The organism is uncultured Polaribacter sp., from assembly GCF_947503875.1.
Lineage (GTDB): Bacteria > Bacteroidota > Bacteroidia > Flavobacteriales > Flavobacteriaceae > Polaribacter.
In genome coordinates this window covers 1-13,886 of record NZ_CANNFH010000008.1, presented here as the reverse complement: position 1 = coordinate 13,886, position 13,886 = coordinate 1, and the positions used below count along the sequence as shown (strand labels likewise).

The 13,886-nt window shown below is 32.3% G+C and carries 9 protein-coding genes; all 9 read left to right on the top strand.

The genetic code is table 11. From position 1 onward, the window contains the following. The first annotated feature begins 69 nt into the window (after window positions 1-69). The 9 genes from xylA (at window position 70) to Q0684_RS12395 (ending at window position 13,680) form a co-directional block, all read left to right on the top strand. Window positions 70-1,377, top strand: coding sequence for a xylose isomerase (gene xylA / locus Q0684_RS12435; RefSeq protein ID WP_299017305.1), 1,308 nt, complete (start codon window positions 70-72; stop codon window positions 1,375-1,377). A 105-nt stretch (window positions 1,378-1,482) separates the two neighbouring features. Next, window positions 1,483-2,901 (top strand): D-xylose transporter XylE, encoded by a 1,419-nt coding sequence (xylE, locus tag Q0684_RS12430; protein WP_299017301.1) that lies wholly within the window; start codon window positions 1,483-1,485, stop codon window positions 2,899-2,901. Between the two features lie 25 nt (window positions 2,902-2,926). After that, the gene (locus Q0684_RS12425; RefSeq protein ID WP_299017298.1) at window positions 2,927-5,572 is read left to right on the top strand and encodes a glycoside hydrolase family 3 protein; all 2,646 of its coding nucleotides are present in this window, start codon (window positions 2,927-2,929) and stop codon (window positions 5,570-5,572) included. Window positions 5,573-5,771: 199 nt separating this feature from the next. Continuing rightward, complete coding sequence (gene bglX / locus Q0684_RS12420) at window positions 5,772-8,066, top strand: beta-glucosidase BglX (RefSeq protein WP_299017295.1); 2,295 nt, start codon at window positions 5,772-5,774, stop codon at window positions 8,064-8,066. A gap of 151 nt (window positions 8,067-8,217) precedes the next feature. Then, on the top strand, window positions 8,218-9,108 hold the full coding sequence (gene rluF / locus Q0684_RS12415; RefSeq protein ID WP_299017292.1) for a 23S rRNA pseudouridine(2604) synthase RluF: 891 nt from the start codon (window positions 8,218-8,220) through the stop codon (window positions 9,106-9,108). 231 nt (window positions 9,109-9,339) lie between these two features. Next, window positions 9,340-10,470: a tRNA guanosine(34) transglycosylase Tgt gene (gene tgt / locus Q0684_RS12410; RefSeq protein WP_299017290.1), complete on the top strand. Its 1,131-nt coding sequence runs from the start codon at window positions 9,340-9,342 to the stop codon at window positions 10,468-10,470. Window positions 10,471-10,659: 189 nt separating this feature from the next. Then, the gene (locus Q0684_RS12405; RefSeq protein ID WP_299017288.1) at window positions 10,660-11,751 is read left to right on the top strand and encodes an LptF/LptG family permease; all 1,092 of its coding nucleotides are present in this window, start codon (window positions 10,660-10,662) and stop codon (window positions 11,749-11,751) included. Then, window positions 11,738-12,652 (top strand): DMT family transporter, encoded by a 915-nt coding sequence (locus Q0684_RS12400; RefSeq protein WP_299017285.1) that lies wholly within the window; start codon window positions 11,738-11,740, stop codon window positions 12,650-12,652. Before Q0684_RS12405 ends, Q0684_RS12400 begins: the two co-directional genes overlap by 14 nt. A gap of 74 nt (window positions 12,653-12,726) precedes the next feature. Beyond that, a complete protein-coding gene (locus Q0684_RS12395; RefSeq protein WP_299017282.1) occupies window positions 12,727-13,680 on the top strand; it encodes an acetyl-CoA carboxylase carboxyltransferase subunit alpha in 954 nt (317 codons plus the stop codon). Window positions 13,681-13,886: the final 206 nt, after the last annotated feature.

Below are 13,886 nucleotides of genomic sequence, written 5' to 3'. Positions count from 1 at the left end.
CTAACGCAAAAGCAGTATTCAAAACAAAAGTTATAGAAAAAAATAATTAAACAAATAAACATAGTAAAAATGGAATATTTTAAAGGAATCGAAAAAATTCAATTTGAAGGGAAAGAGTCAGACAATCCAATGGCTTTTAAATACTACAATCCAGACCAAGTAGTAGCAGGAAAAACAATGCGCGAGCATTTTAAATTTGCAATCGCATATTGGCACACATTCTGTGGTCAAGGAGGAGATCCTTTTGGCCCAGGAACACAAAATTTTGCTTGGGATCAAGCAGCAGACCCAATTCAAGCAGCAAAAGACAAAGCAGATGCCGCTTTTGAGTTTATCAACAAAATGGGCTTTGATTATTTCTGTTTTCACGATTATGATTTAATTCAAGAAGGCGCAACTTTTGCAGAATCAGAAGCAAGATTAAATACTATTACAGATTACATCAAAGGAAAGCAAGCAGAAAGTGGTGTAAAATTATTATGGGGAACAGCAAATTGTTTTTCAAATCCACGCTATATGAATGGTGCTTCTACAAATCCAGATTTTAATGTAGTAGCAAGAGCAGGTGGTCAAGTAAAATTAGCTTTAGATGCAACCATTAAATTAGGTGGAGAAAATTACGTATTTTGGGGAGGTAGAGAAGGTTATATGTCTTTGTTAAATACAGATATGGGTCGTGAGTTAGATCACATGGCACAATTTTTAACTATGGCAAGAGATTATGCAAGAGCACAAGGTTTTAAAGGAACGTTCTTTATAGAACCGAAACCAATGGAGCCAATGAAGCATCAATACGATTTTGATTCTGCTACAGCAATCGGTTTCTTAAAAGAATACGGTTTAGACAAAGATTTTAAAATGAATATAGAGGTAAACCACGCAACTTTAGCACAACATACCATGCAACATGAATTAGCAGTTGCTGCTAAAGCAGGAATGTTAGGTAGTATAGATGCCAACAGAGGAGATTACCAAAATGGTTGGGATACAGATCAGTTTCCAAACAATATTCAAGAAACTACAGAAGCAATGTTAGTATTCTTAGAAGCAGGAGGTTTGCAAGGTGGTGGTGTTAATTTTGATGCAAAAATTAGAAGAAACTCAACAGATATGGAAGATGTTTTTCTTGCACATATTGGAGGAGCAGATACCTTTGCAAGAGCTTTAATTACAGCAGATAAAATTATGACTTCTTCATCTTATAACGCTTTAAGAGAAAAAAGATACAGCTCTTTTGATGCAGGTAAAGGAAAAGATTTTGAAGCAGGTAAATTAGAATTATCAGATTTGTATAAGATTGCTCAAGAAAACGGAGAATTAACCTTACAAAGTGGTAAGCAAGAATTGTTTGAGAATATTATCAATCAATATATTTAAGAAAAAAAAGACCAATTTGATAATATAATCGAATTGGTCTTTTTACATTTACGAGCTATGTAACAAAATAAAATCAATCAAATAACAAATAATTAGAAACAAAATATGGAAAAATCAGCAAATTCAGGATACCTATTAAAATTAACGTTAGTAGCTACATTAGGTGGTTTACTTTTTGGGTATGACACAGGCGTAATTTCTGGAACAGTAGGTTCTTTAGAAAGTTTTTTTGTTACTCCAAAAGGATTATCGGAAACTGCCGCCAGTGCTTTTAAAGGTTTTTTAGTTTCTAGTGCCTTAATAGGTTGTGTTATTGGAGGCGTTTTAGGAGGTGTAGTTAGTAAAAAACTAGGAAGAAAAAACGGATTAATTTTAGCAGCAATTTTATTTTTAATATCTGCATTGGGTTCTGCAATGCCAGAAATGTTTTTGGCACCAATTGGAGAGCTAGATCATACATTTTCAACAATTTTTATTGTGTATAGAATTATTGGTGGTATAGGAGTTGGTTTAGCGTCTATGTTATCCCCTTTGTATATTGCAGAAATTGCGCCAGCAAAGAGCAGAGGTAAATTGGTTTCTTTTAATCAATTGGCTATTGTTGGTGGTTTTATGGTGGTTTACTTTGTAAATTACTTTATTTCTAAAACAGGTGGTTCAGACGCTTGGTTAAATGAAATTGGTTGGAGATGGATGTTTGCTTCAGAAATAATACCTGCAGGTTTGTTTTTAGCATTTTTATTCCTTGTGCCAGATACACCACGTTCTTTAGTATTACGTAATAAACCAAAAGAAGCATTATCGGTTTTAACAAAAGTAAACGGAGAAGAAGAAGGTGTTAAAATTTTAGAAGAAATTAAAGGTTCTATGGATGAAAAAATTTCAGGAAACCTATTGTCTTTTGGTTGGCTAGTTATTATAATTGGAGTTTTATTATCTATTTTTCAGCAGTTTGTGGGTATTAATGTAGTTTTATACTACGCTCCAGAAATATTCAAAACAATTTCTTCTGGTACAGATACCGCTTTATTAATGACCATTATTGTGGGTATTGTTAATTTCTTATTCACCATTATCGCTATAAAAACTGTAGACAAATACGGTAGAAAACCACTAATGGTAATTGGCGCTTTAGGTATGGCGGTAGCTATGTTATCTCTTGGTTTTGTTTTTTATGCAGGCGCAACAGGTTATTTAGCATTATTTTGTATGATGTTGTATGTGGCTAGTTTTGCCATGAGTTGGGGACCTGTAACTTGGGTTTTATTATCAGAAATTTTTCCAAATAAAATTAGAGGCAAAGCATTGGCAATTGCAGTAGCAGCACAATGGATTTCTAATTATTTAGTTTCGTTAACTTTCCCAATGATGAATGATAATTCTTATTTAACAGAACAATTTAACCATGGTTTTGCATATTGGGTATATGGTATTATGAGCATTTTAGCAGCTTTATTTGTTGTAAAGTTTATTCCGGAAACAAAAGGAAAAACATTAGAGGAAATGGAAAAACTGTGGAAATAAATGAATTTCATTTTATAACAGAGATATGAATGTAAAATATAAGAGTAATGGTAGTTTAGTAAACTTTTATCATAAGATAACAGTTTTATTAGCACTTGCTTTTATGGTAGGTTCTTGCGGAGAAACTAAAGAACAACTCACAATTAATTATAATGCTGAGTTTAAAAAAAATGCTACAGCATTAGTAGCAAAAATGACCTTGAAAGAGAAAATATCGCAAATGCGTTATGATTCTCCAGAAATTACACGCTTAAATATACCAGAATACAATTGGTGGAATGAGTGTTTACATGGTGTGGCAAGAGCGGGAGAAGCTACTGTTTTTCCTCAAGGAATTGGTATGGGAGCAACTTGGAATCCGGCACTAATAAAAGAAATGGGTATTGCAGTTTCAGATGAAGCCAGAGCCAAACATCATAAGTTTAAAAGTGAAGGAAAAAGAGGTATTTACCAAGGTTTAACATTTTGGACACCAAATATTAATATTTTTAGAGACCCAAGATGGGGTAGAGGACAAGAAACTTATGGAGAAGATCCTTATTTAACCAGTAAAATTGGTGTTAATTATATTAAAGGTTTACAAGGTGACGATAAAAAATATCTAAAGGTTGTAGCTACAGCAAAACATTATGCAGTGCATAGTGGGCCAGAAAAAACAAGACATTCAGATAATTATAAAGTATCCGATAGAGATTTATACGAAACCTATTTACCTGCTTTTGAAGCAGCAATTGTAGAGGCAAAAGTACATTCTGTGATGTGTGCTTATAATAGATTTAGAGATGAAGCTTGTTGTGGCAGTAACTTATTACTTCAAAAAATACTTAGAGAAGATTGGAATTTTCAGGGTTATGTAGTATCAGACTGTTGGGCAATTAATGACTTCTGGGAACCTAACAAACATGGTTTAACAGAAACGCCAGCAGAAGCAGGTGCTTTGGCAGTTAAAACTGGTACAGATTTAAATTGTGGTAGTGTATACGACCCTCATTTACAAGAAGCTGTTTTAAAAGAAATGATAAATGAAGCCCAGTTAGATAAGGCTTTAATTCGATTATTTACAGCAAGGTATAAATTAGGTATGTTCGAAGATGATGCAAACGTAAAATGGGCAAAGATTCCTTACAATATTGTAGCGAGTAAAGCGCATTATACATTATCAGAAAAAGTAGCCAAAGAGTCTATGGTTTTACTTAAAAATGAAAAAAACATCTTACCCTTAAGTAAAAATTTAAATTCAATTGCGGTAATTGGACCTAATGCAGATTCTAAACAAGCACTTTTAGGGAATTATCATGGAACACCGCATAATTTTTTAACACCATTAAAAGGCATACAAAATAAATTGCCAAATGCTAAAGTTAAGTATGCTTTGGGTAGTCATGTTGCAGAAGGTTGGCCAATGCTAAAGCCAATTCCATCTTCGTTTTTACAAAGTAATGGTAAAGTAGGTTTAAAAGCAGAATATTTTGACAACAAAAATTGGGAAGGTGAACCTGTAATTATAAGAAATGATACAAATGTTGATTTTATATGGATGCCAAAAAAACCATTAGAAAATTTACAGAAAGATAATTTTTCGGTAAGATGGACAGGAGAGATAACTCCAAAAGAGAACGGGAAATATAGAATAGGTTTTCAAGCAAGTAATGGGGTTAAATTCTATTTTAATGATGAATTAAAGTTTCAGTTTACAGCAAAACACCAAGTAAGAACAAATTATTTTGATATTGATTTAAAAAAAGGAAAAACCAATACAATTAAGATTGAATATTTTAATTTTCACTCAGATCCTCAAGCACATTTGGTATGGGCTAAAATGGATAAAGATTTAATAACACCTGCCTTAGAAGCCGCTAAAAAATCTGAAGTAGTAGTGCTGTGTTTAGGCTTGTCTCCAGATATTGAAGGGGAAGAAATGCCAGTTTTGTTAGAAGGTTTTGATAAAGGAGATCGTTCTGATATTGTTTTACCAAAAACACAATTAGAATTAATGCAAAAAGTGGTTGCTTTAGGCAAGCCAACAGTTTTGGTTTTAATGAATGGTAGTGCATTGGCAGTAAATTGGGCAAATAAAAATGTACCAGGAATTATAGAAGCGTGGTATCCAGGAGAGTTTGGTGGTAAAGCCGTTGCAGATGTTTTGTTTGGCGATTATAATCCTGCTGGTAGATTACCTGTAACTTTTTACAAATCTCTAAAAGACTTGCCAGATTTTCAGTCTTATACAATGGAAAATAGAACGTATAAATACTTTAAAGGAGATCCTTTGTTTCAATTTGGTCACGGGTTAAGTTACACTACTTTTAAATATAGTAACTTGGTTTTAGATGATAAAATTACTAAAGAAACACCAATAGCCTTAAGTGTAAAAGTTACCAATACTGGTAAAATGGATGGAGATGAAGTTGTACAATTGTATATAAGTCACGTAGCTAGTAAAAATGAATCTCCAATAAGATCTTTAGTTGGTTTTAAAAGAATACATCTAAAAGTGGGAGAAACAAAAAAAGTTACTTTTACAATTTCGCCAAAACAGTATGCACAATTAGATAGCAGTGGAAATACTGTATATAATGCAGGCGAAATTAGGGTAAGTGTTGGTGGTAAACAACCAACAAAGTTAGGAGATAAAACTGTCATTTCTAAAACACTAACTTTAGTTAATTAATTTCGAAAATTATATCTCGTAAAAAGTAGTACTCATAAATGCTAATTTTTTTTACTTCACTATATTTAGTAAATTGAGCAACAATTCAATAGAATTTTTACATTTAGTAATGTTAGAAGATGGTCTTTTATGCAGATGGCCGTTTTTATTTCTAGGGGTAAATCAGTAGAGTTTTCACAATCTATAATAAATTATAAAAATGAATAAAAGAGTTAAGTTTATATACCTTTTAGCATTTGCCATATTAGGGTTTGCTAGTTGCAATTCTCCTAAAAATAAATCTAAAAAATCTGTAATAGACCAAAAAGTAGATTCTCTTTTGAGTGTAATGACTTTAGAAGAAAAAATTGGTCAAATGAATTTATACAATGGTTTTTGGGATGCTACTGGGCCTAAACCAAAAAATGGGAATGCAGCAAAAAAATACCAAGATCTAAAAAACGGTTTGGTTGGTGCTATGTTAAATGTACGTGGTGTAAAAAACGTAAAAGCAGTTCAGAAAATAGCGGTAGAAGAAACAAGATTAGGTATTCCTTTAATAATTGGTTTTGATGTAATTCATGGGCATAAAACATTGGCACCTATTCCGCTTGCAGAAGCTGCAAGTTGGGATTTAGAGGCTATAAAAACAGCTGCAAGAAATGCGGCAGTAGAAGCTTCTGCAGAAGGTATTAATTGGACTTTTGCACCAATGGTAGATATTTCTAGAGATGCAAGATGGGGACGTGTTATGGAAGGAGCAGGAGAAGATACTTACTTAGCCTCTTTAATCGCAAAGGCAAGAGTAGAGGGTTTTCAAGGAGAAGATTTATCTGCACATAACACAATTGCAGCTTGTGCAAAACACTTTGCTGCTTATGGTTTTGCAGAGGCTGGTAGAGATTATAATACTACAGAAGTAAATCCATCTACACTAAGAAATACAATTTTACCACCTTTTAAAGCGGCTAAAGATGCAGGTGTTAAAACGTTTATGAACGCTTTTAACGATGCAGATGGCATACCTGCAACAGGTAGCCAACACTTACAAAGAACAATTTTAAAAGAAGAATGGGGTTTTAATGGTTTTGTGGTTTCTGATTGGGGTTCTATTAAAGAAATGATTGCACATGGTTATGCAAAAGACAATAAACATGCCGCAGAAATTGCAGCAAAAGCAGGCTCAGATATGGATATGGAATCTTATGCATACGTAAAGCATTTAGCAGGGCTTGTAAAAGATGGTAAGGTAAAAGAAGCTTATATTAACCAAGCAGCCGCTAGAATTTTAAAAGTAAAATTTGAGTTGGGTTTATTTGATGATCCTTATAAATATTGTGATGAAGCAAGAGAAAAAGAAGTACTAGGAAGTAAAGAATTACATGCAGGAGTATTGGATATGGCAAAAAAATCTATGGTTTTATTAAAAAATAGTACCAATTTGTTACCGTTAAAAAAGCAAGGTTTAAATATCGCAGTTATAGGAGATTTGGCAGACGATAAAACGAGTCCTTTAGGCAGTTGGAGATTGGCTGCAGAAGATAATACAGCAATTTCTGTACTAGAAGGTTTAAAAGCATATCCTAATAACAACATAACTTTTGCTTCTGGTCCAAAATTATATACAGGAACGCCAACATTTGTAAAAGAAACACAAATAAATACAACCGATAAATCCGGATTTAATGAAGCTGTAAGAACTGCAAGAAATAAAGATGTTGTAATTATGGTTTTAGGTGAACATGGTTTTCAGTCTGGTGAAGGTAGAAGTAGAGTAGATTTAGGTTTGCCAAGCTTTCAACAACAATTATTAGAAGCCGTTTATGAGGTAAATAAAAATATAGTATTGGTGTTGATGAATGGGCGCCCATTAACCATTAATTGGGCAGATGCTAATATACCATCAATATTAGAAGCATGGCAACTAGGTACACAAAGTGGTAATGCAATTGCGCAAGTTTTATATGGTGATTACAATCCTTCTGGAAAATTACCAATGACTTTTCCAAAACATGTGGGGCAAGTGCCAATTTATTACAATCACAAAAGTACAGGAAGACCCAAAACATCAGATCACGATGCAAATACTGTTTTTTGGTCGCATTATGGAGATATTTCTAATGATCCACTATATGAATTTGGTTATGGTTTAAGTTACACTACTTTTACATACGATAACTTAAAGTTAAGCGCAAAAAGTTGCAATAAAAAAGGGAATATTAAAGTAACTTTTACCCTAAAAAACTCAGGTAATTATAGAGGTAAAGAGGTTGTGCAGTTGTATATACAAGATTTATATGCTAGTATTATAAGACCAGTAAAAGAGTTAAAAGGTTTTAAAATAGTAGATCTAAAAGCTGGCGAATCTAAGAAAGTGAGTTTTACCATAGATGCAAAAACATTAGAATTTTATTCTGCAAATAACAAATGGGAAGCAGAGGTTGGAGAATTTAAGGTATTTGTAGGAGGAAGCTCTAAAACCAATATCGAAGATTCTTTTGAATTGACCGACTAAATAGTTAAAATACTCACCTTTAGGTTCATTAATAGAAAGTTTATAACAAAGTTTCTACTTTCTTAAAATACTTTTTATAAGTTTCAATAAAAAAAGAACTTTCAAAAAAAGCATCAGAAATTAATGTTTATTTTTGCCCAAATTTTTTGCGTTGGATACCAATAACAAACAAACTATAAATCTTAATAAATACATTAGCTCTTCTGGTATTTGCTCTAGAAGAGAGGCAGAACGTTTTATTAACGAAGGTAGAGTTACCATAAACGGCAAACCTACACAATTGGGTAACAGAGTTGGTAAAAAAGATGTGGTAAAGTTAGATGGCAGGTTGGTAAAACCCCAAAACAAAACCCTTTACATTGCCCTAAATAAACCTATTGGTATTGTATCTACAACAGACGATAGAGAACCTAATAACATTGTAAAACACATCAATCACCCAGAAAGATTATTTCCTATTGGTCGCTTAGACAAACCTTCTGAAGGCTTAATTTTTTTAACCAATGATGGTGATATTGTAAACAAAATTTTACGTGCAGGTAACAATCACGAGAAAGAATATTTTGTATCTGTAAATAAAACGATCACTCCAGATTTTATCGAGAAAATGGGAAATGGAATTCCTATTTTAGGCACAGTAACCAATAAATGTTTGGTAGAAAAAGTAAGCGATAAAATTTTTAAAATCATTTTAACACAAGGTTTAAACAGGCAAATTCGCAGAATGTGCGAATATTTAGATTATGAAGTAACCAAGTTAAAAAGAACCCGAATAATGAATGTAGAATTAGGCTATCTACAAACAGGTGATTGGCGCGAGTTAACCGACGAAGAAATGCAACAAATCAATAAAATGATTGCAACTTCTTCTAAAACCGAGGAAGCTTCTGTGGTAAAAGAAAAATCGAAACCTAAAATTTCTAAGAAAAAACCAGCACCAACTAAAAATGCCTTCAATAAAAAAAGCGCATCTTTCAGAAAATCATCACCCAAAAACAAAAGAAAAAACACTAGTTTTTCATCAAAAAAGAAACGCAGGTAATTTTATTTGGGCGTTCCCACGCAAAAAAGCGTGGTCAGGCTTTCGCTACTCACTTTTTTTGCTTTATCCTGAATTTAATTCAGGGTAAAGCAAAAAAGAGTTCAAACAAACCGCTCAATCCTTAACGCACATACTTGCCAACAAATAGTGTAATTCAAAAGTTATTTCACCTTAAAAAAATACAATTTATTTAATTTTTCATTGCATACAATAATGGTATATTTGCCCACAATGAAATTCAACCTAAAAACAACAGATCCTAAGAGTAAAGCCAGAGCAGGCGTTATTACCACAGATCATGGCACCATAGAAACGCCAATATTTATGCCTGTAGGTACAGTTGGTACTGTAAAAGGCGTACATCAAACCGAATTAAAACAACAAGTAAATCCAGATATTATTCTAGGAAATACCTACCATTTATTTTTAAGACCAGGTTTAGAAATTTTAGAAAAAGCAGGTGGTTTACACAAGTTTATGAATTGGGATAGAAATATTCTTACAGATTCTGGTGGTTACCAGGTATATTCTCTTTCTGGACGAAGAAAAATTAACGAAGAAGGTGTAAAATTTAAAAGTCATATAGATGGTTCTATGCACTTTTTTACGCCAGAAAACGTAATGGAAACCCAAAGAACAATTGGAGCAGACATTATTATGGCTTTTGATGAGTGCACACCTTATCCTTGCGAATACAATTATGCAAAACGCTCTATGCACATGACGCATAGGTGGTTAGATAGATGTATAAATCATTTAGAAAAACTACCTTACAAATATGGTTTTGAGCAAACATTTATGCCAATTGTGCAAGGAAGCACATATAAAGATTTAAGAAGGCAATCTGCAGAATATATTGCAAACTCTAATCAGCAAGCCAATGCAATTGGTGGTCTTTCAGTAGGTGAACCTGCAGAAGAAATGTATGCCATGACAGAGGTAGTAACTGAAGTTTTACCAGAAGACAAACCGCGTTATTTAATGGGTGTTGGTACACCAATTAATATTTTAGAAAACATTGCTTTGGGTATAGACATGTTCGATTGTGTAATGCCAACTAGAAATGCAAGAAACGGAATGTTGTTTACTGCACATGGCAGCATCAATATCAAAAATAAAAAATGGGCAGATGATTTTTCTCCAATAGATTCAATGGGAATTACAGAGGTAGATTTAATTTATTCAAAAGCCTATTTACGTCATTTATTTGCGTCTAAAGAAATGTTAGGTAAACAAATAGCATCTATACACAATTTAGGGTTTTACGTTTGGTTAACAAGAGAAGCAAGAAAGCACATTTTAGCTGGAGATTTTAGAGAATGGAAAGATAAAATGGTTAAACAAATGGATAATCGTTTGTAGTTTTTTAGTCATTAGGCGAGAGACAAGAGACAGGAGGCAAGAAGAAAGACAAACAAGACATTAAGAGCTATTTAATTAAGTCAAGTTTATTGGTAAAAATTAATTAAATTATAAGCAATAAGTAAAAGAAATTCACTTCGCAAAAGTCCTTCTCTTTGGGAAGGATTTAGGATGGGAATTTAGCATGGGATGAAAATAATTGATTGGTACATATTAAAACGTTATTTGGTAACATTCTTGTTTACCTTATTAATCTTAATACCTATTGCAATAGCAATTGATGTATCAGAAAAAATAGATAATTTTTTAGAGCACCCAAATTTAGGTCTTCAAGAAATTTTAAACGATTATTATCTTAATTTTACAATCTATTACGCAAATACATTTATGCCTTTGGCACTATTTATTGCGGTTATTTTATTTACATCTAAGCTATCTAACAATACAGAGATTATTGCCATAACCAACGCAAAAGTATCTTTTACTAGATTATTATACCCTTATTTTGTAGGCGCAACTTTGGTTACTTTAATATCTTTAGCTATGAATCATTATGTGGTTCCTAATAGTAGTAAGGTGCGCAAAAAATTTGAGAAGCAATATATAAATAGCACCAAGCAAAAAAATGAATTAAAGTATGTAAAAGACTTTAGTTTACAACTCACAGATAGTACTTATATATATTTAAAACGCTTTAATGTAGATACCAATTCTGGTAACGATTTTACTTCTGAAACTTACAATGGTTTAGAATTAAGATCTAAATTATTTGCAGATAATTTAAAATATAATAAAGAAGATTCTACATTTACTTTAACAGGTTGGCGCAAGCGTTATCTCTTTAAAAAAAGAGATAGCATTGCAGAAGGTAGAAAAATTGACACTGTTTTTAATTTTACACCACGAGATTTAATTTATAAATCTGCATTTGCACAAGAAATGCCATCAGATGAATTAATAGACTTTATAGATTTATCTAAAAAAAGAGGGGTTAAAAATTTAAATGCATATTTAGTAGAACTTTACAAAAGAACCAGTTTACCTATTGCCAGCTATATATTAACAATAATAGCAGTTGCTTTAGCTTTTAGAAAACGAAGAGGAGGTACAGGTGTTAACTTAGCTTTAGGAGTTGGTATTATGTTTTTGTACGTGTTTTTTATGAAAATTGGAGAAGTTTTAGGTTCTGTAGCCGCAGTAAACTCTTTGGTATACGTTTGGTTACCTAATATTATGTTTGGTATATTAGCAGTATATCTATATATAAATGCCAGAAAATAAGTTACAAAACTACTTACTACTGCACCTTATTGTTTTTATATGGGGATTTACAGCAATTTTAGGGGCATTAATTACTATAGATGCCATTCCACTAGTTTGGTTTAGAATGTCCTTAGCCGTAATTTTTATTGCAATCTATTTTCTATGGAAAAGAAAATCTCTAAAAATAGACGGTAAAGCTGTTCTAAAGTTCTTTTTTACGGGCACTGTAATTGCTTTGCACTGGGTGTTTTTTTTTAAAGCGATAAAAGTTTCTAATGTTTCTGTGGCATTAGTAACTATGAGTACAGGCGCTTTTTTTACTTCCTTATTAGAACCTTTGTTTTTTAGAAGGCGCTTAAAATCTATAGAAATTATTTTAGGTTTATTGGTAATTGTTGGTCTTTATGTTATTTTTAAATTCGAAAGCCAATACACACTTGGTGTTATTTATGCGTTAATAGCCTCTTTTTTAGGTGCTTTGTTTGCCGTTTTAAACGGGCTGTTTATAAAGAGATATAGTGCAGAAATAATTTCTTTATATCAACTTTTTTTTGGTGTAGTTTTTATCAGTTTTTATTTACTAATAAATGACGCTTTTACTGCTAGTTTTTTTAGTATTCCTAAAATGGATTGGTTGTATTTGTTAATTTTAAGTAGCATTTGCACTGCTTATGCATTTATTGCATCAGTAAAAATAATGAAATACATATCTCCATACACAGTAATGTTAACCGTTAATTTAGAGCCCATTTACGCCATAATTTTAGCATTATTAATTTTTGGTGAAAAAGAACAAATGAGTAAAAGCTTTTATGTAGGTGCATTTATTGTTTTGTTTGTGGTTTTATTGAATGGAATTTTAAAGAATAGAACTACTTTAAAATCTAAAATTACTGAAAAGCTTAAGAGAAAAAAGTAAAACAAATTAACACTAAAAAGTAATTTTTATAGTATGTTTGTTATCATAAATAACTAAAATCAAATCACTACAAAATGGAATATTTAGATTTTGAAATGCCAATTAAAGATTTACAAGATCAACTGCAAAAGTGTCAGATAATTGGTGAAGAAAGTGACGTAGATGTTACCGCGACTTGCAAGAAAATACAAAAGAAATTAGCAGAGGCTAGAAAAGATATATACAAAAACTTAACACCTTGGCAGCGTGTACAATTGTCTAGACACCCTAATAGACCTTACACTTTAGACTATATAAATGCCATTTGTGGAGATACTTTTATGGAGTTGCATGGAGACAGGTCTGTAAAAGATGATAAAGCCATGATTGGTGGTTTGGGAAAAATAGGAGACCAATCTTATATGTTTATTGGTCAACAAAAAGGCTATAATACCAAAACACGCCAATATAGAAATTTTGGTATGGCAAATCCTGAAGGATACAGAAAAGCATTACGTTTAATGAAAATGGCCGAAAAATTTGGTATTCCTGTTGTTACGCTTTTAGATACACCAGGAGCTTACCCAGGTTTAGAGGCAGAAGAACGTGGCCAAGGAGAGGCTATTGCAAGAAATATTTTAGAAATGACTCGTTTAAAAACACCAATTATAACTATTGTTATTGGTGAAGGAGCTTCTGGTGGTGCTTTAGGTATTGGAGTAGGAGATAGGGTGTATATGATGGAAAATACTTGGTATACTGTAATTTCTCCAGAATCTTGTTCTTCTATTTTATGGAGAAGTTGGGAGTACAAAGAACAAGCGGCAGAAGCCCTAAAATTAACAGGTAAAGACATGAAAAAATTAAAGCTAATTGATGCGATAATTAAAGAACCTGTTGGTGGTGCTCATTCTGATAGAAAAGGAGCTTTTGAAGCAGTAGAAAGTCAAATAGTAAAAGCCTTTGAGGAATTAAAAGATTTATCTGATGCAGATTTAGTTGCAAAGAGAATGGATAAATACGCAAATATGGGCGTATATAAAGAGTAGCTTTTTTCTTAGGGTGAGTGGTGAAAATTGAAGAGTGAGGAGTTAGGAGTAAGGAGTGAAAGGAAAGAATCATAATATTTAAAAAATAAAAAAGCGAAAATCTAAAATAGATTTTCGCTTTTTTATTTTAACCATCAACCATCAACCATCAACCATCAACCATCAACCATCAACCATCAACCATCAACCATCAACCATCAACCATC